Genomic DNA, 22973 nt, shown 5'->3' with positions numbered 1-22973 from the left:
TCCGAACGCCGGGGCGGCGGATACCGCTGCTTCTCTTCGACCGTCCCATCCGTGGGCACGGAAGGACGGTCAGATGACGCCCGCCGCCCTCAGCCGCTCGATCTCCTCCGCGTCGTACCCCAGTCCGGCCAGGATCGCGTCGGTGTGTTCGCCGACGGCCGGGACCGGGTCCATGCGCGGTACGGTTCCGGCGAGGTCGACGGGTGGCAGCAGCGCGGACACCGTCCGGTCGCCCGGGAGCGCGACGCTCCGCCAGCGCCGCCGGGCGCTCAGCACGGGATGCGCCAGGAACTCCGTCACGTCGTTGACACCGGCGTTGGCGATGCCCGCCGCGTCCAGCAGTTCCATCGCCGCCCGGCTGTCCAGCTCGCCGAAGCGCCCGGCGATCAAGGTGTCCAGCTCCTCGCGGTGGGCCACTCGGTCCGGGCCGGTGGCGAAGCGCGGATCCGCGACGAGGTCCGGGCGGTCCAGGAACCGTTCGCACAGCGCGACCCACTCGCGTTCGTTCTGGACGGAGAACAGGACTTCCTTGCCGTCGGCGGCCGGGTAGGCGCCGTAGGGGGCGATGGTCGCGTGCCGGGTGCCGAGGCGCGGGGGCTGCCCGCCGCCGTAGCGGGTGTAGTACGCGGGCTGGCTCATCCACTCCGCCAGCGCCTCGAACAGGGAGACCTCGACGGCCCGGACCGTGCCGCGGGTGGCGCGGACGAACAGTGCGGTGAGGATGCCGGAGCAGGCGTACATCCCCGCGGCGATGTCGGCTACCGAGATGCCGGTCCGGGCGCTGCCCTCGGGTGTGCCGGTCAGTGAGACAAGGCCCGTCTGGCACTGCACCAGCAGGTCGTACGCCTTGCGGTCGGCCCAGGGGCCGCTGGTGCCGTAACCGGAGACGGAGCAGGGGATCAGGCGCGGGAAGCGCTCCGTGAGGGCTCGGGTACCGAAACCCAGCCGGGTGGCCGCGCCCGGCGCCAGGTTCTGCACGAACACGTCGGCGTCCGCGAGCAGCCGGTTCAGGATCTCCTTTCCCCGGTCGGTCGCGAGGTCGAGTGTGATCGACTCCTTGGAGCGGTTGACCCAGACGAAATAGCTGGACTCACCGTGCACGGTCGTGTCGTACCGGCGGGCGAAGTCACCGCCGTCCGGCCGCTCCACCTTGATCACCCGGGCGCCGAGGTCGGCCAGCTGCCGGGTGGCGAAGGGAGCCGCGACCGCCTGTTCGACGCTCACGACGGTGATGCCGGTCAGGGGCAGGTCTTCGACGGATTCGATCATGCGGCGGCCTCCAGGAGCGGATTCCCGGCACGGACTACGATCGTGAGCTGTCAGTCCCAATCATGAGCGGTCACCAGCATCATGAATGGTCGCCATCATCATGAGTGGTCGTGCGAGCCTAAGGGAACAGTGGTCGCCACGGCCCGAGGTGGCCTTCGTCCGCACTGCCGGACCACGGGCACAGCGAGTCATGGGCGTGTTTCAGCCAAGGGTGTCCGCGTCTCAAACCGGTAGGCGCAGACGCGGCTGTCGGGGCTGACAGTTGATCAATAACCTTGTGCCGCAGGCTGTGACTCACATTAGGAGCCCCATGTCCACCGCTCAGCAGGTACCTGACATACTCTCGCCCGAGTTCGCCGCGAACCCCTATCCGGCCTACCGGGCGATGCGGGAGAGCGCTCCCCTCATCTGGCACGAGGTCACACAGAGCTACATCATCTCGCGCTACGACGACGTCGAGCACGTCTTCAAGGACAAGAACAGCGAGTTCACCACCGACAACTACAACTGGCAGATCGAGCCGGTGCACGGCAAGACCATCCTGCAGTTGAGCGGTCGCGAGCACTCGGTACGCCGGGCACTGGTCGCGCCGGCCTTCCGCGGCAGCGATCTGCAGGAGAAGTTCCTGCCCGTCATCGAGCGCAACTCCCGTGAACTGATCGACGCCTTCCGCGACAGGGGCTTTGCGGACCTGGTCCACGACTACGCGACGCGGTTCCCCGTCAATGTCATCGCGGACATGCTGGGTCTGGACAAGGGCGACCACGACCGCTTCCACGGCTGGTACACCTCGGTGATCGCTTTCCTGGGCAACCTGTCCGGCGATCCACAGGTCGCGGCGGCCGGGGAGCGCACCCGGGTGGAATTCGCCGAATACATGATCCCGATCATCCAGGAGCGGCGCGAGAACCTGGGCGACGACCTGCTGTCCGCGCTCTGCGCCGCCGAGGTCGACGGCGTGCGGATGAGCGACGAGGACATCAAGGCCTTCTGCAGCCTGCTGCTCGCCGCGGGCGGCGAGACCACCGACAAGGCCATAGCCAGCATCTTCGCCAACCTGCTCGCGCACCCGGAGCAGTTGGAGGCCGTCCGCCGGGACCACGGGCTCATCCCCCGCGCCTTCGCCGAGACGCTGCGCTTCACGCCGCCCGTCCACATGATCATGCGGCAGTCGGCGACCGAGGTCGCCCTCAGCGGAGGCACCATACCGGCGGGCGCGACCGTCACCTGTCTGATCGGGGCCGCCAACCGCGACCAGACCCGCTACCGCGACCCGGACCGGTTCGACATCTTCCGGGACGACCTGACCACCACGACGGCCTTCTCCGCCGCGGCCGACCACCTCGCCTTCGCGCTCGGCCGGCACTTCTGCGTGGGCGCGCTGCTGGCGAAGGCCGAGGTCGAGATCGGCGTCGGTCAACTGCTCGACGCGATGCCCGACGTCCGGCCGGCCGACGGCTTCGACCTGGTGGAGCAGGGCGTGTTCACCCGCGGCCCGCAGTCGCTGCCGGTGCGGTTCACACCGAGCGCCGTCTGAAAGAGCGCGCCGCGGCCCGCGGCCGGACCGGTCACGACCTGCCGTCGTCCCGGTCCGCCGCGGCGCCCGCGTGCTACTGGACGACCGGGGTGAACAGCGCGGGCAGCGTCGTCAGACCACGCATCCAGACGGACGGGCGCCAGGTCAGCTCCTCCGGTTCCACCGCCAGGACCAGGTCCGGCAGCCGCTCAAGCAGCGTCTCGACCGCCGTACGGGCGATGACGTCGGCGAGCAGCGGGGCCGGGTACGGGCAGCGGTGCTCGCCGTTGCTGAACGACAGATGGGCGGAGTTCTCCGCGCCGACGTGCGAATCGGGCCAGATCTGCGGATCGGTGTTGGCCGCGGCCAGCCCCAGCACGACGCAGTCGCCCGCACGGATCTGCCGGCCGCCGAGCTGGGTGTCGCGCACCGCCCAGCGGCCGATGAAGTTCTGGGTCGGCGTGTCCAGCCAGAGGACCTCGTTCAGTGCCTCGCCGACGCTGAGCCGGCCACCGGAGACGTTCAGGGCGAACCGCTCGTCGGTGAGCAGCAGCCGCAGCGTGTTGCCGATCCAGTTGGCGGTCGGCTGCTGGGCCGCTGCGATCACGGAGATCAGGTCCTGGACGATCTCCTCGTCGGTCAGCCCCGCCGGGTCGAGGATCATCCGAGAGGTGACGTCCGGGCCCGGCCGGTCCCGCTTCTCCTTGACCAGTCGCTGGATGCGTTCGCCCACGCGGGTGTAGGCGGCGACCGGGTCGTCGCCCTCCGAGGCGTCGAGCGAGATCCGCAGGTCCTCGACGAGGTGCTGGGTGTCCGCGGCCTGGTGCGGCATCCCGCACATCTGCACCGCCGCGCGCATCGGCAGGGCATGCGCGTAGGTGCTCATCAGCTCGGCCCGGCCGCTGCCGGCGAAATCGGCGATGAGCCGGTCGGCGATGACCTGGCAGTCACGGGCCAGTTCGAACTGGTCGACGCCCTCCAGCGCCTGGGTGATCACGCCGGCCCGGCGCCGGTGCTCCACGCCCTCGGTGAACAGCACCGAGGGCTGGTAGCCGACGAAGGGCAGCAACGGCCAGTCCGGCGGAATGGCCGACCACTGGTTCCAGCGCCGGGAGTCCCGGGCGAACAGCTCGTCGTGGCTGGTCACATAGCTGACCTCGGTGTAGCCGAGGACGAGCCAGGCCGGTACGTCCCCGTCCAGCAGCACGGGCGCCACGGCACCGTGCTCGCGGCGCAGACTCCGGTACAGCTGTGACGGCGTCTGCTGGTACTCCAGACCGCCCAGCGGCACCGCGCCCTGGTGGGCGGGGCAGCCCGGGGGTGGTGTGGGGTCGGATCCGGTGTCGGTCACGATGCGCTCTCCTTGACCGCGGCCATCTGGTAGAGGTGATCCACGAGGGTGATCAGTACGTCCTTGCCCGATGCCCGCACCCGTGCGTCGCATTCGATCAGCGGTACGTGCTCGGGCACGGCGAGCGCCTGCCGTATCTCGTCCAGGGAGTATCTGGAGGGGTCGTCGTCGAAGCGGTTGACGGCCACCACGAACGGCGTCTTGTGCTGCTCCAGGCGGTCTATCGCGTACCAGGAGTCGTTCATCCGCCGGGTGTCGACCAGGACGACCGCCCCCAGCGTGCCGGAGAAGAGGCGGTCCCACAGGAACCAGAAGCGCTCCTGGCCCGGGGCGCCGAACAAGTACAGCACCATGCGGTCGTTGAGGCTGATCCGGCCGAAGTCGAAGGCCACGGTGGTCGTGGTCTTCGCCCGCACCCCGCTGAGCTCGTCGACGCCGACACCGGCCTGCGTCATCACTTCCTCGGTGTTCAGCGGCCGGATCTCACTCACCGAGCGGACCAAGGTCGTCTTGCCGACACCGAAGCCACCCACGACGACGATCTTCAGTCCGGTCTCGGCGGCATCGGCCAAGGGCGCGCGGGTGGCAGGCAGTTCAGAGATTGCGGAGCCCATCGAGCACCTCCTTGAGAAGGGCGGTTTCGGGAAGCGAGGCGAAGGATTGTGCCGCGCGCGGGTGGCGCGCGGTGATCCGGCTGGTGGCGAGCAGGTCACCGAGCAGGATGCGCACCACAGTGATCGGGAGTTTCAGCTCCGCGGAGATCTCGACCACGGCCGTCGGGTGCCGGCACAGTTCGAGGATCCTGACGTGTTCCGACTGCATGCCGGCGGTCGGCTCGCACTCGCTGACCACCAGGGTGACCAGGTCGAAGGAGTCGTCGGCGCGGCTGCGTCCGCCCGTGACCGTGTAGAGCCGATCGGGATCACCGGTGTCCACGGGCCTGCGCATCACGAGGTGGCACTCCCCGCCACCGGATTGCGGGGCTCGGCCCGCAGGTGGTCACCGATCTGCTCGACCAGCTCGGTCATCTGGTTGCCGACCACACCCGGGTCGGCGTTCTCGTCGGCCACCACGGCCAGGTGGGCTCCCTCGCCCGCCTCCACGATGAACAGCAGGCCGCCGTGGAACTCGGTCATGGAGTGGCGGACTCCGCCGCTGCCGTTGCCGAACTCCACGGACGCGCCCTGGGCGAGGGCCTGGATGCCCGAGCAGATGGCGGCGAGCTGGTCGGCCTGGTCCAGCGTCAGGTGCTCGGTCCAGCAGAGCTTCAGGCCGTCCCGGGAGAGCACCAGGGAGTGACGGGTCCCGGGAGTGCGCTCCAGGAGGTTCTGCAGAAGCCAGGTGAGGCTGTTGTCGGTGGTCTGCATGGCAGGTGATGGGACGGTGGTGCCCGGTTGTCCGGTCACCGGCCCGTTCCTCCAATCTCGCGATCTTGGGGCAGGGGATGCCAAGGCTCTGGGCGTCATAGGGAGGACGCCGTGGTGCTACTCCGGAGCGGGCTGCTCCGAGTCCGTGTCGACGGACGGGGTCGCCTCGCCCGCGCCGGCCCGGCGCCCTCGGTGGAAGGCGCCGAACTGCGCGCCCGCGTCCCGGGCCGCCCCGCTGCCGCCCGGGCGCGGCTCCTCGCGGCCGGAGGTGTCGTCGCCGGTCCTGCGCTGCCGGCGTTCGAGTTCGGCCTCGGCCATGGTCCGGCCGGGGGCACGCACCGGGAGGCCGTTGACCGTGGAGGCGGTACGGCGGGTCAGGTCCGGCTCGGGCGCCGGCTCGGTCACGCTCGGGACGTCCGGCAGGGAAAGGGCGGTGAGCAGATCGGTCTCCGGAGCCGGGACGGGTCCCTGGGCGGGGACAACCGTTTCCGTGTGGAGCTCGGAGGTGGCGGGGCCCGGGTCGCGCTGCTGGGCGAGCAGCTGCGGCGGCAGCAGGACGACGACGCCCGTGCCGCCACGCGACGACGGCCGGTAGTTGACGCTGATGCGGTACTTGGCGGCCAGGCGTCCGACCACGGCCAGACCGAGGCGGGTGCCCTGCAACGAGGCGAGGTCGGTCATCTGCCCCGCCACCGCCCGCTCGGCGTGCCGCATCGCGGCGTCGGCCATCTTCAGACCGCTGTCCTCGATGGTCACGACGATTCCGGCGGTGCGCTCCTCCACGTAGACGTGGACCTCGTCGATGGGCGGGGAGAAGTTGGCGGCGTTGTCCATCAGTTCGGCGAGCAGGTGCATGACGCCCTCGGCCGCGTAACCGGAGATCGCGGCCTGGGTGGAGCAGTGCATGCGGACGCGCTGGTAGGCGGCGATCCGGCCGACCGCGCCGCGCAGGATGCTCTCCATCACGATGGGCTTGTTCCAGGCGCGGCTGGACCGGCCGCCCATCAGCAGGGCCAGCCGGTCGGTCATGAGACCCAGCTGGGAGGTGCTGTGGTCGAGACGCAGCAGATCGCCGAAGACCTCTTCGCCGTACCGCTCCTGGAGTTCCCGGAGGTCGGCGAGCATGCTGACGGCCTTGGCCTGGACGCGGCTGAGGGCCTTGGCGGAGGCGGCCTGCGCGGCGGCGGCACGCCGCTCGCTGAGGGCCATCTCCCGCAGGAACAGCTCCACGGGGGCACGCAGCAACGGGATGGTCGGCCAGTCCAGTTCGGCCATGACGACCTCGGCGGAGCTGCCCTCGCGCAGCCGGGCGATCGCCGTGGGCAGCGTGTGCTGCGTCAGCCGTTCCAGCTCCGCCGCGCCGAGGGTCCGTTCCCACTCGGCCTCGTGGCTTTCGGTGCGGGCCGCAGCGGCCTGCTGAATGGATTCCTCCATGAGGGTGGCGAATGACTGCACGATGCGCCGCAGTTCCGGTTCGGCGACGGACCCGGAGTTGGCCACCGCCAGGTCGGCGCCTTCCCCGTCGTGCAGTTGTTTCACCACGGCCGGCAGGGCGACGTTCGCCACGTGCAGGGCGGCCGCGTGCTGCTGGGCCAGCTGTGCGTTGAGGGTGCTGAGCTGCGCCGCCTGCTGGTCGGCCGTGCGGCGGGCTCGTCCTGCCAGCCGGGACGTCACGAGGGTGGCGCAGCCCAGGCAGAGCCAGGAGGCCCCGGCCACCGCCAGCGTCCAGGCCCGGGCGGGCTCGGGTGCCGCCGCCGAGACACCGCCGGCCGCCGCGGCGGTCGCCAGCAGCACGGCCGGAGGTACGGCACGTGCAGTGCGGGACGCCTTTGTCCGAGGCTGGCGGGGGGAAGCAGGCACTGACATTCCGCGGTCCCTCTGGTCCTTGAGAGCAGGGCAAGGTCGATCGACACATATCGACCGCGGTCAGAACGTCTCCACAGGTGGAGTGGAACCGTCCGGACGGCACCCGGCACATGCTAGTCATCCCTCGGACCGCGCGTGCCGGACAAGCTGCACACTCCGCCCAGGAGCGAACTTCGTCGAGATTTGGCCAGGCGAACCAAGTGATGTGATAAGGATTTCGGTCGCCGGACGCGGCGCGATGCCCCAATCGCCCTGAGTCCGCAGGTAATCGCCATGCGTTGCTCGGTGGATCTTCCGTCAACCTCGGCGATCCCCCTGTCCGAGGGGTCATTACTTTCAGCCGATTATGGCCGAGAACCGCTCACCGGCCGGCAGTACGGACCGACATCCCCGACGGCGGGGCCGACCCGCGCAACGCACGTACGGGCGCCCGGCCGGGCGGGGTCCCGGCGGACGCCCTTCCCACACATGTCGTTCAGGCGGACTTACGGGCCACACCGCCGTAGAAGCCGATCTCGTCCGAGCCGGCCGGCGGCGGGGTGTCCGGGCGCCAGAACGGGGCCTGGACGAGCCCGGGTTCGATCAGGTCGAAGCCGTCGAAGAACTGCCCGACCGCGGCGCGCGAGCGCAGGTTGAGAGTGGCGGTGGCCTTGCTGTAGACGGCCTGGGCAGCGCTGCGGTCGGCGAAGTCGCCCGTGGCGTGCGAGAGCACCAGGTAGCTGCCGGCCGGCAGCACGTCGCGCAGAGCGGCGACGGCCTCCCCGGGCCGTTCGGCGTCGGTGAGGAAGTGGAGGACGGCGACCAGGAGCAGGGCGACGGGCTCGTCGAAGCCGATGATCCGGCGGACGTCGGGGTGGTCCGCGATCGCCTACGGGTCGCGCAGGTCCCCGAGTGCGATGCTGGTCTCACCGGAGCGGTTGAGCAGCGCGCCGGCATGCGTGTGCACGATCGGATCGTTGTCGACGTCCGCGACCCGGACGTCCGGCGCGACGTCCTGGGCCGTTTCATGGACGTTCGGCGAGGTGGGCAGGCCGGTGCCGATGTCGAGGAGCCGGCGGACACCGCTGCCGACGACGTGCCGGACGGCCCGGCGCAGAAACGCCCGGTTGGCCCGTACGCCGACGCGCACCTCGGGCGCCGCGGCGGCGAGTGCGTCGCCGGCGTGGTCTCGCGGCCCCTCGGCCTTGCGGCCCCTTTGCGACTCCCGGCAGTCCTACGAGGGTTCGGCAGGGCCTCCGGTGGCCTCAGCGCTCCGGCGGAATCTCCTGTTCGGCCCAGATGATCTTTCCGCCGGTCGTGTACCGGGCGCCCCAGCGATGGGCCAGCTGGGCCACCAGGAACAGGCCCCTGCCGCCCTCGTCCGTGCTGCGGGCGTGCCGCAGTCGCGGCGCGGTGCTGCTGCCGTCGGAGACCTCGCAGGTCAGCCGGGAGGCGCGGATCAGGCGCAGCCGCAGGGGCGGTGAGCCGTAGCGGATCGCGTTGGTGACCAGCTCGCTGACGACGAGTTCGGTCGTCACGGCCAGTTCCCCGTAGCCCCAGTCGATCACCTTCCGGGTCGCACGGCTGCGCAGCTCACCGACGGCCGCCGGGTCCAGGGGCACGTCCCAGGAGGCGACGCGGTCGGCGCCCAGCTCGTGAGTGCGTGCCAGCAGCAGCGCGATGTCGTCGAGTTGCGGCTTGGGGACGAGCTGCTGCGCGGCGGTGGCGCACAGCGTTTCGAGATCGGGCCCGCGCCGGGACAGCAACCGGCCCAGCCTGGCCATGCCCATGCCCATGTCGCGGTCGACCCCCTCGACCAGACCGTCGGTGTAGAGACCGAGCAGACTGTTCTCGGCGAGTTCGATCTCGGTGGCCTCGAAGGCCACCCCGCCAAGCCCGAGCGGCGGCCCGGCGGGCAGTTCGGGGAACATGACCTGGCCTTCGGGCGAGATCACCACCGGGGGCGGATGTCCGGCGCGGGCCAGCGTGCACACCCGGGTCACCGGATCGTAGACGGCGTACAGGCAGGTCGCCCCGAGGAAGGGCGTGACGGTCTGGTCGGCCGCCTCGCCGTCCGGCTCCTCCTCGCTCAGCCGCAGCACGAGGTCGTCCAGGTGGGCCAGCAGTTCGTCGGGGGGCATCTCCATGTCCGCGAGGGTCTGCACGGCGGTGCGCAGCCGGCCCATGGTCGCGGCCGCCGCGATGCCGTGGCCGACGACGTCCCCGACGACCAGTCCCACCCGGGCGCCGGAGAGGGGGATCACGTCGAACCAGTCGCCGCCGACGCCGCCGGTCGCGTGGGCCGGCAGGTAGGAGGAGGCGACCTCCATGGCCGTACCGCCGCTCAGGGCGTGCGGCAGCAGACTGCGCTGGAGCGTGACCGCCGCCGTGTGCTCGCGCGTGTAGCGGCGGGCGTTGTCCACGCACAGCGCGGCCCGCGCGACCAGCTCCCGGGCCAGCAGGACGTCGTCGGGGTGGAAGGGGACCGGGTTGAGCGAGCGCACGAACGTGGTGAGGCCGAGGACGGTGTTCCGGGCGCGCATCGGCACGGCGATCATGGAGTGCAGTCCGAACTCGCGCATCCGGGCCGCGCGGACGGGCTCCTCGGACACCCACAGCTCGTCGGAGGGGTCGAGAACGGGGGTGAAGATCGGGTCGCCGTCGACGAGCAGGTTCAGGTCGTGCGGCGGCGGGATGAAATCCACCCGTTCGCCGATCTGCGCGACCGATTCCGGGCAGCCCTCCCGCACCGAGCTGAGGCCGGCCCGGCGCATCCCCAGCCGGGCGGTGGCCGGTCCGGCGTCGGACAGCCACGCCCCGTGACCCTCCAGGCTCAGTACGGGCTCCAGCAGGTCGACGACCGCGAAGTCGGCGAAGCGGGGTACGGCGAACTCCGCCAGTTCCTGAGCGGTCTGCATCACGTCCAGGGTCCGGCCGACCTGGTTGCCGGCGTCGTTGACCATCGCCAGGAGCCGGCGCGCGTACCAGCGCTCGGTGATGTCCAGGACCAGGTAGCAGATGCCGGCGACCTCGCCGAGGGCGTCGACCAGCGGGAAGAACGACGAGGAGTAGGCGTGCCGGCGATGCGGATCGGCCCAGCTCCAGCCCTCGTACTCGTAGTCGGTGACCGGGATCCCGGTCACCATGACCTTGCGCATCAGGGCTTCCAGGGTCTCCGCCTGCAGACCCGGCAGCAGCTCGCCGAGCCGCCTGCCCAGCCGCTGGTCGCGGGGCACCCCGCCGAACTGTTCCAGGGTGTCGTTCAGCCAGAGGTAGCGCAGCTGGGGGTCCATCACGGCCATGCCGATCGGGGAGCGGGTGAGGAAGCCGTCGAGGACGGACTGGCGCATCGTCCACTGCGGCAGCTGCTCGCGGGCCGAGACCAGGAAGCATTCCTCGCCGCCGATCCCGAACGACGCCGACACCCGAAGATCGGCCTCGATGCGCCGGCCGTCACGGTGCCGCAGCGCGATCAGGCCGCTCCACCCCTTGCCTTCTCGGCACCGCTCCACGATGCCCGCCAGCCGCAGGGAGTCCCCGGCCAGCACCAGGAGACGGGCGCCGGAGCGTTCGACGATCTCCTCGGCCGCATAGCCGAGGAGCGCCCGTGCGCCGCAGGTCCAGCTGACCACGATGCCCCGCGCGGACACCACCGCGACGGCGTCGTGGGGCATGTCGAGCAGATCGCGCTGTCCGGTGGCCGGAGGTGCGTCGGATCCGTTTTGCCCAGTTCCCATATGTCCCATCCTCTATAAGACAATATGTTCGTTCCTGGGCGCCGGATGTGCGAGGCCCGGGGCGCGGGCGGGGGCGGTCACCGGTCGGCCTGACGGCCGGTGCCGAGCGTCCGGGCGATGAGCAGGGTGGCGTCGTCCCGGCCGTCCGGAGTGCGCAGCGCGTCGAGCAGCCGGTCACACGTGTCCTCCAGGGACCGGGTGGGGCCGTCCAGGAGACCGAGCAGGGTGTCCAGGCGGTCGTCGAGGGCGTCGTGGCGGGTTTCGATCAGGCCGTCGGTATAGAGAACGAGCAGGTCACCGGGGTCGAGGTCGATCGTTCCACTGAGGAAGGCGACCCCGCCGACGCCCAGCGGGACACCGGTGGGCAGGTCGAGCAGTTCCGGGGGGCGGCCGCCGCGCACCAGGACGGGCGGCAGGTGTCCCGCGTTGGCGAGGTGGCACTCGCCGCGGGCCGGGTCGTAGACGTGCGATGCGCCTGAGGTCGGCGCCGCTCACGTGCGGCACCAGGACCGGGCGGGCGGTGTGGACGCACTCAGCGAGCAGCCGGTCGGCCGCGTAGGCGGCCGGTTCCCCGGGCAGAACGGCCGCCCGGGTGGCGGAGCCCGGGCAGGCGGCGACCAGGGCGAGGGAACGCAGCAGCGCGGGACCGCCGGCCGCCCCGGCGGAATGACAGGACAGGACCGAGTCGAGGACGTCGACCACCGCGACGTCGGCGAGTTCAGGCACCACAACCTCGGCGAGTTCACGGGCGGTCTGGTTCACGTCCAGGGTGGTGCCGATGCGGGCGGAGGCGTCGGCGATCAGCGCGAGGCGCCTGCGGGCGCGCTCTGCCTCCTGCGCGGCACGGTGCCGCTCGGTGATGTCCACGACGGCACCGGCGACGCCGAGCACCTGCCGCCGGAAGTACGAGAGGGACCAGGCGTGGTCGTGGTCGGGGTCGGCGGGGGTACGGCCGGTCGTACGCCGGTCGAAGTTCCTGGGCCGGGGCGCTCCAGAACACGATCCGGCCGTCGGAGTCCAGCACCACCGCGGCGACGCCGAGGACGTCGAGGAGGCCGTACCTCGCGCGCGACCCGGCCTGCCGCAGGATGCCGTCGGCCCGGAAGGGTTCGGCAGTCATCCCGGTCCTCCCTCCGTCCCGCAGCGGGGCGCTGCACAGAGTCCGGCTTCCGGCCCCGGGCCGCAGCCGGCGGGGCCTTTCCCATGGTCTCTCCGCCCGCACCGGACCCGCATCCCTCCGCCCTCCGGCGCGGTCGCGACCACGCCGCCGCTCCTTGCTGTCCTCTGCCGCTTTCCGCCTCCTCGCAACGGGCGTGCTCGTCCTCGTGCAGCCGACCGCGTCGGGCGGCACGCCATCGACACCGGGCCGCACTCACCCGACGTGAGCGACTCCGCACTCTCGGCTTCCGGTCCCGTCCAGGCCGCGGGGCCAGGCCGCTCGACCTGCATGCCCCCGCCGGCCACCCCGAACGCCGCCCGGCGACCGCGCCCCCTCCCCCACCCACGGGGCGACGGCACCGCACGCGAGTTCGACGCGACCGGTCGACGCGGTCCGGTGGACGCCGACCTGACCAACCGTGAGACTGGAAGCTTTCCCTGCCCCGACCCGGACGGTGATCATGTATCAGGAGATTCCGCGCGTCGAACTCACCCCGCAGGCCGCCGAACTGATCCGCCGGCTGCGCGCCGCGCACGGCCCGCTGATGTTCCATCAGTCCGGCGGCTGCTGCGACGGCAGCGCGCCCATGTGCTACCCGGACGGAGAGTTCCGTACCGGAGGTTCGGACGTGCTGCTGGCCGAACTTGAGGTCGAGGGCGTCGACGAGCCGGTCACGTTCTGGATGTCGCGCAGCCAGTACGAGGTGTGGAGCCACACCCGGCTGATCGTGGACGTCGTCCCCGGACGCGGCAGCGGCTTCTCCCTGGAAGCACCCGAGGGCGTACGTTTCCTCACCCGTTCGCGTGTGGTCGACGCCTAGCCACCACGGCGAACACCCGCGTCTGCTGCACTTCCCCTGACATCACCGGCGGTTGAGGGACTTCAGGGGCGGGGGCGACAATGACACGTCGGCACGGGCGGATCACGGCGGGCAGAGCGGTATGCACGGTCCTCACGGCGTTCGGCGTGCTGGCCGGTGCGGCCCTGACGGGGGCGGCCCAGGCCGCCGCCGCGGCGGCCGGCACCACCATCGCGGCGGGCGTGACCTACCGGCAGTTCGACCTGTCGGCGGTCAAGGGAACGACACACGTCCACCTGGTCTCCGTCGACCTGGCCAACCCGCACGTACGCGTGGATCTGCTGTACCCGGGGAAGATCGCGGCCCGCTCCCCGGTCTCCGCGCTCGCTGATTCGGCAGGCGCGGTCGCGGGCGTGAACGGCGACTTCTTCAACATCGACGAGGCCCAGCACCCGGACGTCGAGGCGACGGGCGCGAGCGTGGGTCCGGTCATCGCGCAGGGCCGGCCCCTCAAGGCCGCGGTACCGCGCGGTCAGCGGTTCGGCCCGGCGCTGCCGCCGGGCACGACCACCGAGGAGGTCTTCGGCGTGGGCACCGACCGGCGGGCCCGGCTGGACCGGCTCCGGCTCGCCGGCTCCGTCCGCACGCCGGACGGCCGGCTGCCGCTCGGCGGTCTCAACCAGTACGCGCTGCCGGTGAACTCCGTGGGCGCGTTCACCGCGCAGTGGGGCAGCGCCTCCCGGCTGCGCGCCACCTGCGGCACCGACACCGACCGGGCCGCCGCGTGCAGCAAGGACACCTACGAGGTGACGGTCCGCGGCGGCCGGGTCGCGTCCGTCTCGGCCACCCCGGGACGCGGCACCGTCGCGGCGGGCACCACGGTTCTGGTGGGCCGGGAGGCGGGGGCGCAGCAGTTGCGGAAGCTGTCCGTGGGCGAGCGGGTGGCCGTACAGAAGTGGCTGGCCGCCACCGGCTCCAAGACCCCCTACCGCTTCGCCCTGGGCGGCGTTCCGGTGCTGCGCGCGGGCCGGCCGGTGGCCGGTCTCGACGGCGCCACCGCCGCGGTGCGCACCGCCGTCGGCATCGCGGACGGCGGACGGCGGCTGCTGCTGCTCGCCGTGGACGGTGCGCCCGCCTACCGCGGCGGCCTGACCGTCGCCGAAGTCGCGGACGAGCTGCGCGCGTTGGGCTCGGTCGACGCCTTCGGCCTGGACGGCGGCGGTTCGACGACGCTGGTCACCCGCGCGCCGGGCGCACACGCGGTGACGGTGCGCAACCACCCGAGCGGTGGGGCCGAGCGCCCGGTGCCCAACGGCATCGGGGTCTTCACGGCGTCGTGAGCACATGGGCCCGTCCGTCCGCCCCGGTCATGGTCGCAGGCTGCTGACCAGGTCCGCGGTCGCGGTGAGCCCGCTCTGAATGGTCGGGGCCACGCTGGTGCTGGCCATGTAGAACCCGAGCAGCACGCAGACCAGCGCGTGGGACATCTTCAGCGCGCCGTTGCGCAGGAAGACCAGGGCCCAGATCAGGAGCAGCAGCACCACAGAGATGGAAATGGCCATCGCGAACCTCCTCCGCCACGCCAGTTCGCGGCGTTCGGCCGCAAGTGTGGCGTAGCGGAGGGTTCGTCCGGGCAGCTGACGTGTCCTCCGATCGAGTGGTGTTCGCGGTTCCGCTAGGCCGACGGGTGGGCGTCCAGGAACGCCTCCAGCCCCGCGAGGTCGTCGGTGTTGAGGTAGTCGACGCCCGCGGCGAGCAGTTCGGTCCACAGCGCGTCCCGCGCCGGGCCCGCCGCGTCCGGGGTGGCCCAGAACCGGATCTGCTGCCCGCGTGCGTGCGCCGTCCCCACGATGTCCCGCAGCTTCTGCCGCTCGGCGGCCGGGAACGGTCCCTCGCCCAGCCAGCTGAAGTTGGCCGTCCAGTTGTCGCTGATCAACGGGACGAAGGAGGCCGGTGCCGCGCTGCCGAGGTCGCTGAGCCGGCCGTCGTAGAACGCACGGCGCTCGGTCTGCGCCTCCATCGGGATACGGGCGGCGCGGTCGCCGGAGATGACGGCGGTGACCGGTCCGGGATGCACCCGCCCGTGCGCGTACGTGGTGAACAGGTGCTTGTAGCGGCGCAGGTGGCGGTCGAGTTCGAGGTAGGCGGAGGAGCCCTCGGTCTTGATGTCGATGAGGAGTTGCAGGGGCCTGCGCGCTCCCCGGTACACGGCGCCGTGGTTGGCCTCGACCCGGGCGGCGAGCGGGCCGAGGTAAAGGGATTCGAGGGTGCGGGACGGATCGAGGTCGGTCACGTCATGGCCGATGAGGAGTTGGTCGCCGACGAGGAAGATGTCGGCCTCGACACTGCCGAAGCGGTGGTCGAGGGCGTCGAAGAGGGGGCGCTGATGCTCGTAGTCGTTGTGCGCGTGGGCGTGCCACAGCGGGCGCGGGGCGCGCGGGCCGCGGCTCGCCGACGCCTGCGCGGCGGGCAGGGCGAGGGCGCCCGCGAGGGCGGCGCCGACGGTGGTGAGGGCTCTGCGGCGGGTGGTGAGGGCCATGCGCTGCCTCCCTGATAGGGCCGGTGGGACCGAAGGGAGTATGCGTGCCGGGGCTGCCCGAGTGGCATGGCTGTGCGGGGAGTTGGCCGGTCCGACGCCGTGCGTTCATTTCGCCGGAGCGGCTGGTACGCGACAGCCCGCCCCAGGTGGGACGGGCTGTCGACAGCGTTGCGGCGGGGCCGGGTCAGGGGGCGCGCAGGTCGACCAGTTCGGCCAGCGCGGCGCGGTGCGCGCCCGCCGTGCCGAAGGCGAGGGAGTCCGCCTTGGCCCGCTTGAGATACAGGTGGACGGGGTGCTCCCAGGTCATGCCGATGCCGCCGTGCAGTTGCAGCGCCTCCTCCGCGGCGCGCACGGCGACCGGTGCCGCGTACGCCTGGGCGACGGCGACCGCGACGTCCACGTCCGTGCCGGTGGCCAGCGCGTCGGCGGCGGCCCGTGCCGCGGCCCGGAGGCTGACCACCTGCAGCCACAGCTGCGCGAGCCGGTGCTTGACCGCCTGGAATCCGCCGACCGGCCGGTTGAACTGCTTGCGTTCCTTCAGATGACGGACCGTCTCGGTCAACGACCATTCCGCGAGGCCGAGTTGTTCGGAGGCGAGCAGTCCGGCGCCGGTCCGCAGGGCGCGTCGTACGGCGGGTTCGGCCTCGCCCAGGCGGCGGGCGCCGCGCACCCCGTCGAGGACGATGCGGGCCACCGGCCGGGTGAGGTCCAGGGACACCTGCGGTACGACGGTCACGGAGGCGGCGTCGACCGCGTACAGCCCGCCGTCGTCGGCGGGTACCAGCAGCAGGTCGGCGACGGCCGCGTCCGCGATGCCGGTCAGTTCCCCGTGCAGCGCCCCGCCTTCGAGACGTACCCGCCGCACGGGAGCGCCCGGCGCGGTGTGCAGGGCGACCGCGAGCGCACCGGTCGTCGTCGCGGCCGCGCATGCGGCCAGCAGGTCGTCGGCGCCGCAGGCCAGCAGTGCTTCGGTGGCCACCACGGCACTGGTCAGGAAGGGCACGGGGGCGACGGCGCGGCCCAACTCCTCCAGGACGACGGCCGCTTCCCGGTGGGTGGCGCCCTGGCCGTCCAGTTCCCCGGGCACCAGCAGGCCCGCGATGCCCATTCCGCCCGCAAGGGACTTCCACAGCCTCACGTCGTGCGGGGTGTCCGACTCACTCCGGGCGATGACGCCCGCCACGTCGCAGTGGTCGGTGAGCAGATCGCGGACGGCGGCGCGCAACGCCTCTTCCTCCGGCGAGTGGAGCAGGTCGGGCTCGGTGTTCATCGGGCCAGGTCCTTCCAGGCGACGTCCTTGTCGGTGCGCGGCTCGACGGGCAGGCCGAGGACCCGCTCGGCGACGATGTTCAGCAGGATCTCGCTGGTCCCGCCCTCGATGCTGTTGCCCCTGGACCGCAGATAGCGGTAGCCGGCCTCGCGGCCCGTGAAGTCGACGAGTTCGGGCCGGCGCATGCTCCAGTAGTCGTACAACAGCCCCTCCTCACCGAGGAGTTCCACCTCAAGTCCGCTGATCTCCTGGTTGAGGCGGGCGAACGCCAGCTTCATGCCGGAGCCCTCGGGGCCGGGCTGGCCCGCGGCGAGCTGCTGGCGCAGGCGTTCGGCGGTCAGGCGGGCCACCTCGGACTCGACCCAGAGTCCGAGCAGGCGCTGATGCAGGTCGTGGGTGCGCAGTTCGGGACGTTCCCGCCAGGTCGCGGCGACCTTGCCGATCATGCCGCCCTCCCGGGGCAGCCGCATGCCGCCGATGGAGACGCGTTCGTTCATGAGCGTGGTCTGCGCGACCCGCCAGCCGTCGCCGGCCTCGCCGACGCGGCAGGAGTCGGGGATGCGCACGCCGGTGAGGAAGACCTCGTTGAACTCGGCCTCGCCGGTGATCTGGCGCAGCGGCCGTACCTCCACGCCGGGGTCGGTCATGTCGCAGACGAAGTAGGTGATGCCCTGGTGCTTGGGCACGTCCGGGTCGGTACGGGCGATGAGGATGGCCCAGCGCGCGAGGTGGGCGCTGGACGTCCACACCTTCTGCCCGTCGACCACCCAGGTGTCCCCCTCGCGGCGGGCCCGGGTGGCGAGCGCGGCCAGGTCGGAGCCGGCTCCGGGCTCGCTGAACAGCTGGCACCAGACCTCCTCGCCCGTCCACAGGGGGCGCAGATAGCGCCGCCGCTGCTCGTCGGTGCCGTGGCGCAGGATCGTGGGGGCCGCCATGCCGAGGCCGATGCCGATCCGTCGCGGGTCGTTGTCGGGGGCGCCCGCGGCAGCCAGTTCGGCGTCCACGACGGCCTGCAGGGAGCGCGGGGCGCCGAGGCCGCCGAGGTTCTCCGGGTAGTGCACCCAGGCCAGCCCCGCGTCGAAGCGGGCCCTGAGGAAGTCGAGGCGGGCGGTTTTCGCGGGTGGATGTGCGGCCAGCAGTTCGCGGGTGCGGCGGCGCAGTCGTGCGGCGTCGGTCATGCGGCGGCTCCGTTCCGCGGTGTCGGTACGACGGCGATCCGGCCGGTGGTCACCCCGTCGGCGACGCGCTGCACGGCCGCCGCGGCCTCCTCCTGCGGCACCCGCGCACTCACCAGCGGACGGATCACACCCCGCGCGGCCAGACCGGTGAGCTGTTCGTGGCAGTGCCGGACCAGCTCGGGGTTCTTGGTGTTGTACAGCCCCCAGTGCAGTCCGAGGACCGAGTAGTTCTTCACCAGGGCGTGGTTGAGCGCGGGACTCGGAACGGTGCCGCTCGCGAAACCGACCACGACGATACGGCCCTCGAAGGCGACGGTCTTGGCTGACTGGGTGTACGCGTCCCCGCCGACCGGGTCGTAGACCACGTCGGCACCCCGGCCGCCGGTGGCCTGCTTCACCGCGGCGACGACGTCCTCGGCGCGCCGGTCGACGACCACGTCGCAGCCCAGTTCCCGGGCGACGGCGGCCTTGTCGGCGCCGCCCACCACGCCGATGACCGTGGCCCCGGCCGCCTTGCCGAGTTGTACGGCGGCGCTGCCGACGCCGCCCGCGGCGGCGTGCACGAGCAGGGTCTCGCCGGCCTGGAGGCGGGCCCGGCGGTGCAGGCCGAACCAGCCGGTCTGGTAGCCGATGTGCAGCACGGCGGCCTCGGCGTCGTCCAGCGCGTCGGGCGCGGGCAGCAGAGCGGCGGCGTCGGCGAGGGCGTACTCGGCGAAGCCGCCGTACGGAAGCGCGGGGGTGGCGATCACCCGGCGGCCGTCCGCGGTCTCGCCACAGATCTCCACGCCCGGGGTGAACGGCAGCGGCGGTCGGATCTGGTACTGGCCGCGGCACAGCAGCGCGTCCGGGAAGTTGACGCCCGCGGCGCGCACCCGCAGCAGGACCTGGCCCGCGCCGGGCGTGGGCCGCTCCGTCTCCGTCAGCCGCATCGCCTCCCTCGGTTCACCGATCTCGTGCACCTGCCATGCCTGCATGCGGGCCTCCACGGGGCTGCGTCACCGGAACCGGGGTCGATCACATACTAAGCAGTCGCTTGCCCGGCTGGAAGCGGTCGCCGCAAGCCGCCCGGAACCAGCCGCCATCAGCACTGCGGGAAGCACAGCCCGGCAGCCGTACCGAGAGCACGCTCCGGCAGCCGTACGGGAAGCGCGTCGCCCGTCGCACGGCGCCTGCGCCGCGCCGCCCTGCGCGAGGCACGCCCCGTCAGCCGCCCTCGCCGCTCCGGGCCGACCGTGTCCGCACATGCATGCGCTCGCCCTGCGGTCCGAACAGGCTCAGGAACTCCACCGGCCCCTCCCCCGTCGACCCGAACCAGTGCGGGACCCGGGTGTCGAACTCTGCCGCCTCCCCCGGCCCGAGCACCACGTCGTGCCCGCCGAGCACCAGCCGCAGCCGCCCGGACAGCACGTACAGCCACTCGAAGCCCTCGTGGGTCCGCGGGTCAGGCTCCTGGCGGCGCTGCGGTTCGAGCACCTTGAACGCCTGCAGTCCGCCCGGCTGGCGGGTGAGCGGCCAGTGCGTGCGCCCGAACCGCACGATCGGCTTCGTGGCCCGCACCCGCGGATCGTCGATGGGCGGGGCGCCCACCAGCTCGTCCAGCGGCACCCGGTGCGCCCGCGCGATCGGCAGCAGCAGTTCCAGGGACGGTTTGCGCAGACCTGACTCCAGCCGGGAGAGCGTGCTCACCGAGATGCCGGTGGTCTCCGCGAGCCCGGCCAGCGTGGCGCCCCGCTCCTTGCGGATCCGCCGCAGCCGCGGGCCGACCTCGGCGAGCACCTCGCCGGTGTCACCGCGCACGTCCGCGTCGCCGTTCACGTCACCCTTTTGCTTCGCCTCACCCATACACCCATTGCAGTTTCGGCAAATCAATTTGTCAACGCGGCAGGATCCGGGCGACCGTCGCCGTGGAGGTGGTCACCATGACCGAGAAGGCCGGGGCGTACGAAGCGATCATCGTGGGAGGCGGGACGGCCGGGCTGTCCGCCGCACTGGTGCTGGGGCGTTCCCGGCGCCGGACGCTGGTCGTCGACGCGGGCGAGCCGCGCAACGCGCCCGCCGCACACATGCAGGGCTATCTGACCCGCGACGGCATGCCGCCCGCCGAGTTCCTCGCCGCCGGCCGGGCGGAGATCGAGCGGTACGGCGTGGAACTGGTCCGGGACCGCGCGGTGGACGTCACCCGCGCCGCGGGGTTCGCCGTCACGCTGGCCGGCGGACGGACGGTGCGCGCCCCGCACCTGGTGGTCGCGACCGGACTGCGCGACGACCTTCCGCCGGTCGACGGCCTCGCCGAACGCTTCGGCCGGGACGTGCTGCACTGCCCGTACTGCCACGGCTGGGAGGTGCGCGACCGGGCGTTCGGCGTGCTCGCCACCACCCCGATGAGTGTCCACCAGGCGCTGATGGTGACCCAGTGGTCCAAGGACGTGACCCTCTTCCTGCACCGGGTCGCCGAGGCCGAACTCGCGGACGACGATCTGCGCAGGCTGGCGGCGGGCGGGGTGCGGGTGGTCCCCGGCGAGGTGGCGGGACTGACGGTCACGGACGACCGGCTGACGGGGGTGCGGCTCGCCGCCTCCGCGGGCGGCACGGTCCACGAACGCGAGGTGCTGTTCGTGGCGCCGCGTGCGGTGCCGCAGACCGATCTGCTGGTGCGGCTCGGAGCCGAGATGCGCCAGACGCCCTTCGGCACCTTCCCGGTGACCGACGAGCGGGGCCTGACGAGCGTGCCGGGCCTGTGGGCTGCGGGCAACGCGAGCGGCTTCGCGGAGCAGGTGGTGAACGCGGCCAGCCGCGGCTACCGGGCGGGCGCGGCGATCAACGGGGACCTGGTCTTCGCGGCGCTCGACGCGGCCGTGGGGGTGTAGTCCCGCCACCCCCGGTGCACCATGGGCTGCATGCTGCTGGCCCGGCTCGCCGACGTGTCCCGGGACGTCGCCGCCACCGCGGCCCGGTCCCGGAAGACCGCCCTGCTCGCCGGGCTGTTCCGGGACGCGGAGCCGGACGACGTACCGATCGTCATCCCCTATCTGGCCGGACGGCTGCCGCAGGGCCGGCTCGGCGTCGGCTGGGCGGTGCTCGGCCGGCCCGTGCCCCCGGCCGCGGAACCCTCCCTCACCGTGCGCGAGGTGGATGCCCGGCTCACCGAGCTGGGCAAGCTCTCCGGTCCGGGCTCGCAGGCGCGGCGGGCCCGGCTGGTCGGTGCCCTGTTCGGCGCGGCCACCGAGGACGAGCAGCGCTTCCTGCTCGGACTGCTCACCGGCGAAGTGCGGCAGGGCGCCTTGGACGCCGTCGCCGTGGAGGGCCTGGCACAGGCGACCGGGGCGGACCCGGCCCGGGTCCGGCGGGCCGTGATGCTCGCCGGGTCGCTCCCGGCGGTCGCCGCGGCGCTGCTCGGGGACGGTCCCGGTGCACTGAACCGGTTCCGGCTCACCGTCGGCCGCCCGGTACAGCCGATGCTGGCCCGGACCGCCTCCTCGGTCGCGGACGCGGTCGCGCACCTGGGTGCCTGCGCGGTCGAGGAGAAACTGGACGGCATCCGCGTCCAGCTCCACCGGGACGGCGACTCGGTGCGCATCCACACCCGCACGCTGGACGACATCACCGACCGGCTGCCCGAAGTGACGGCCGCCGCCCTGGAGCTGACGGGCGAGCGGTTCATCCTGGACGGCGAGGTGATCTCGTTCGACGCGGCCGGCCGGCCGCGGTCGTTCCAGGAGACGGCCGGCCGGGTCGGCTCCCGGATGGACGTGGCGCGGGCGGCCCGGGAGGTCCCCGTCTCCCCGGTGTTCTTCGACGCCCTCATGGCCGGCGACCACGACCTGCTCGACCTGCCGTTCGCCGACCGGCACGCCGAGCTGGCCCGGCTGGTACCCGCGCCGATGCGGGTGCGCCGGACCCTGGTGTCCGGCCCCGGGGACATCGGGGAGGCGGAACGCTTCCTCGCCGAGACCCTGGCACGCGGCCACGAGGGTGTCGTGGTCAAGGCCCTGGACGCGCCCTACAGCGCGGGCCGGCGCGGGGCGTCCTGGCTGAAGGTCAAGCCCGTGCACACCCTGGACCTGGTGGTCCTGGCCGCCGAGTGGGGCCATGGCCGCCGCGCCGGCAAGCTCTCCAACCTCCATCTGGGCGCCCGCGACCCGGACGGCGGCTTCGCCATGCTCGGCAAGACCTTCAAGGGGATGACCGACGCGATGCTCGGCCGGCAGACCGAGCGGCTGCGCGCGCTGGCCGTCGAGGACGACGGCCGACTGGTCACCGTACGGCCCGAACTCGTCGTCGAGATCGCCTACGACGGCCTCCAGCGCTCCTCCCGCTATCCGGCCGGCATCACCCTGCGCTTCGCCCGGGTGGTCCGCTACCGCGAGGACAAGGGGCCGGAGCAGGCCGACACCGTCGAGTCGCTGCTCGCCGCGCATCCGGAGTTCCGGGCATGACCGGCCGAAGGAGCGCGGGACTGCTCCTGTTCCGGCACGCCGGGGCCGGCCTGGAGGTGCTGCTCGGCCACATGGGCGGCCCGTTCTTCGCCAAGAAGGACGCCGGCGCGTGGACCGTGCCGAAGGGCGAGTACGACGCGGACGAGAGCGCCTGGGACGCGGCCCGGCGCGAGTTCCGGGAGGAGCTGGGTCTGCCGCCGCCCGACGGGGAGGCCGTACCGCTCGGCGAGGTCAGACAGAACGGCGGCAAGGTCGTCACGGCGTGGGCGGTGGAGGCGGACCTGGATCCGGCGGCCGTCGTGCCCGGCACCTTCCGGATGGAGTGGCCGCCGCGGTCGGGCCGGATCCAGGACTTCCCGGAACTGGACCGGGTGGAGTGGTTCGGGCTCGACCGGGCCGGACAGCTGATCGTCCGGGCCCAGGCCGCGTTCCTCGACCGGCTGGCGGAACACACGACGAGCCGCTGAGCCCGGTCAGCGGCGCCCGGCAGGACCCCGCGCCACCGGA

Annotated in this window: 19 protein-coding genes and 2 pseudogenes; 6 read left to right on the top strand and 15 right to left on the bottom strand. The window is 72.4% G+C overall.

The window, feature by feature from the left end; translation table 11 throughout:
• Positions 1 to 69 precede the first annotated feature (69 nt).
• Entirely contained in the window at positions 70 to 1269 is a 1200-nt protein-coding gene (locus ACFYPJ_RS13785; protein ID WP_389015295.1) for a CaiB/BaiF CoA transferase family protein, read from the bottom strand.
• Positions 1270 to 1579: 310 nt separating this feature from the next.
• On the opposite strand from ACFYPJ_RS13785, the gene ACFYPJ_RS13780 reads away from it, so the two are divergent.
• Positions 1580 to 2806, top strand: coding sequence for a cytochrome P450 (locus tag ACFYPJ_RS13780; RefSeq protein WP_389015292.1), 1227 nt, complete (start codon positions 1580 to 1582; stop codon positions 2804 to 2806).
• A 73-nt stretch (positions 2807 to 2879) separates the two neighbouring features.
• Here ACFYPJ_RS13780 and ACFYPJ_RS13775 read toward each other — a convergent pair whose 3' ends face one another.
• The 8 genes and pseudogenes from ACFYPJ_RS13775 to ACFYPJ_RS13740 all read right to left on the bottom strand — a co-directional run.
• Positions 2880 to 4136 carry a cytochrome P450 gene (locus ACFYPJ_RS13775; protein WP_389015289.1) on the bottom strand — a complete coding sequence of 419 codons (1257 nt, stop codon included), beginning with the start codon at positions 4134 to 4136 and terminating at the stop codon, positions 2880 to 2882.
• A complete protein-coding gene (locus ACFYPJ_RS13770; protein ID WP_389015286.1) occupies positions 4133 to 4750 on the bottom strand; it encodes an ATP/GTP-binding protein in 618 nt (205 codons plus the stop codon). Before ACFYPJ_RS13770 ends, ACFYPJ_RS13775 begins: the two co-directional genes overlap by 4 nt.
• Positions 4731 to 5087 carry a DUF742 domain-containing protein gene (locus tag ACFYPJ_RS13765; protein WP_389015283.1) on the bottom strand — a complete coding sequence of 119 codons (357 nt, stop codon included), beginning with the start codon at positions 5085 to 5087 and terminating at the stop codon, positions 4731 to 4733. Before ACFYPJ_RS13765 ends, ACFYPJ_RS13770 begins: the two co-directional genes overlap by 20 nt.
• The gene (locus ACFYPJ_RS13760; protein WP_389015280.1) at positions 5084 to 5542 is read right to left on the bottom strand and encodes a roadblock/LC7 domain-containing protein; all 459 of its coding nucleotides are present in this window, start codon (positions 5540 to 5542) and stop codon (positions 5084 to 5086) included. The genes ACFYPJ_RS13765 and ACFYPJ_RS13760 overlap by 4 nt, the downstream gene beginning before the upstream one ends.
• A gap of 78 nt (positions 5543 to 5620) precedes the next feature.
• On the bottom strand, positions 5621 to 7369 hold the full coding sequence (locus tag ACFYPJ_RS13755; RefSeq protein ID WP_389015277.1) for an ATP-binding protein: 1749 nt from the start codon (positions 7367 to 7369) through the stop codon (positions 5621 to 5623).
• Positions 7370 to 7844: 475 nt separating this feature from the next.
• A pseudogene (locus ACFYPJ_RS13750) lies at positions 7845 to 8531 on the bottom strand (SAM-dependent methyltransferase); the annotation flags it as partial.
• A gap of 82 nt (positions 8532 to 8613) precedes the next feature.
• Positions 8614 to 11085 (bottom strand): SpoIIE family protein phosphatase, encoded by a 2472-nt coding sequence (locus ACFYPJ_RS13745; protein WP_389015274.1) that lies wholly within the window; start codon positions 11083 to 11085, stop codon positions 8614 to 8616.
• A gap of 77 nt (positions 11086 to 11162) precedes the next feature.
• Positions 11163 to 12054 (bottom strand): annotated as a pseudogene (locus tag ACFYPJ_RS13740) (SpoIIE family protein phosphatase); the annotation flags it as partial.
• A 650-nt stretch (positions 12055 to 12704) separates the two neighbouring features.
• Between ACFYPJ_RS13740 and ACFYPJ_RS13735 the strand changes: the two are divergent.
• Together ACFYPJ_RS13735 and ACFYPJ_RS13730 are read left to right on the top strand one after the other, a co-directional pair.
• On the top strand, positions 12705 to 13064 hold the full coding sequence (locus ACFYPJ_RS13735; protein WP_389015271.1) for a DUF779 domain-containing protein: 360 nt from the start codon (positions 12705 to 12707) through the stop codon (positions 13062 to 13064).
• Positions 13065 to 13144: 80 nt separating this feature from the next.
• A complete protein-coding gene (locus tag ACFYPJ_RS13730) occupies positions 13145 to 14383 on the top strand; it encodes a phosphodiester glycosidase family protein (RefSeq protein WP_389015268.1) in 1239 nt (412 codons plus the stop codon).
• A gap of 27 nt (positions 14384 to 14410) precedes the next feature.
• On the opposite strand, the gene ACFYPJ_RS13725 is transcribed toward ACFYPJ_RS13730, so the two are convergent.
• From ACFYPJ_RS13725 to ACFYPJ_RS13700, 6 genes are all read right to left on the bottom strand, one after another.
• On the bottom strand, positions 14411 to 14605 hold the full coding sequence (locus ACFYPJ_RS13725; protein ID WP_389015265.1) for a hypothetical protein: 195 nt from the start codon (positions 14603 to 14605) through the stop codon (positions 14411 to 14413).
• A 113-nt stretch (positions 14606 to 14718) separates the two neighbouring features.
• Entirely contained in the window at positions 14719 to 15582 is an 864-nt protein-coding gene (locus ACFYPJ_RS13720) for a phosphatidylinositol-specific phospholipase C/glycerophosphodiester phosphodiesterase family protein (RefSeq protein WP_389015262.1), read from the bottom strand.
• 184 nt (positions 15583 to 15766) lie between these two features.
• Entirely contained in the window at positions 15767 to 16852 is a 1086-nt protein-coding gene (locus ACFYPJ_RS13715; protein WP_389015258.1) for an acyl-CoA dehydrogenase family protein, read from the bottom strand.
• On the bottom strand, positions 16849 to 18030 hold the full coding sequence (locus ACFYPJ_RS13710; RefSeq protein ID WP_389015256.1) for an acyl-CoA dehydrogenase family protein: 1182 nt from the start codon (positions 18028 to 18030) through the stop codon (positions 16849 to 16851). The genes ACFYPJ_RS13715 and ACFYPJ_RS13710 overlap by 4 nt, the downstream gene beginning before the upstream one ends.
• A complete protein-coding gene (locus ACFYPJ_RS13705; RefSeq protein ID WP_389015253.1) occupies positions 18027 to 19004 on the bottom strand; it encodes an NADPH:quinone oxidoreductase family protein in 978 nt (325 codons plus the stop codon). The genes ACFYPJ_RS13710 and ACFYPJ_RS13705 overlap by 4 nt, the downstream gene beginning before the upstream one ends.
• Before the next feature lie 229 nt (positions 19005 to 19233).
• Positions 19234 to 19872 (bottom strand): helix-turn-helix domain-containing protein, encoded by a 639-nt coding sequence (locus tag ACFYPJ_RS13700; RefSeq protein ID WP_389015250.1) that lies wholly within the window; start codon positions 19870 to 19872, stop codon positions 19234 to 19236.
• Positions 19873 to 19949: 77 nt separating this feature from the next.
• On the opposite strand from ACFYPJ_RS13700, the gene ACFYPJ_RS13695 reads away from it, so the two are divergent.
• Genes ACFYPJ_RS13695 through ACFYPJ_RS13685 form a run of 3 tightly spaced genes read left to right on the top strand, consistent with a single transcriptional unit; the run spans position 19950 to position 22933 of the window.
• Positions 19950 to 20897 (top strand): NAD(P)/FAD-dependent oxidoreductase, encoded by a 948-nt coding sequence (locus tag ACFYPJ_RS13695; RefSeq protein ID WP_389015247.1) that lies wholly within the window; start codon positions 19950 to 19952, stop codon positions 20895 to 20897.
• A 30-nt stretch (positions 20898 to 20927) separates the two neighbouring features.
• Positions 20928 to 22466 (top strand): ATP-dependent DNA ligase, encoded by a 1539-nt coding sequence (locus ACFYPJ_RS13690; RefSeq protein WP_389015244.1) that lies wholly within the window; start codon positions 20928 to 20930, stop codon positions 22464 to 22466.
• On the top strand, positions 22463 to 22933 hold the full coding sequence (locus ACFYPJ_RS13685) for an NUDIX domain-containing protein (RefSeq protein WP_389015241.1): 471 nt from the start codon (positions 22463 to 22465) through the stop codon (positions 22931 to 22933). The genes ACFYPJ_RS13690 and ACFYPJ_RS13685 overlap by 4 nt, the downstream gene beginning before the upstream one ends.
• The last annotated feature ends 40 nt before the right edge of the window (positions 22934 to 22973 follow it).

This window comes from Streptomyces sp. NPDC006012, from assembly GCF_042871185.1.
In the GTDB taxonomy this organism is placed as follows: Bacteria; Actinomycetota; Actinomycetes; order Streptomycetales; family Streptomycetaceae; genus Streptomyces.
This window is presented reverse-complemented; position numbering and strand designations above follow the sequence as displayed.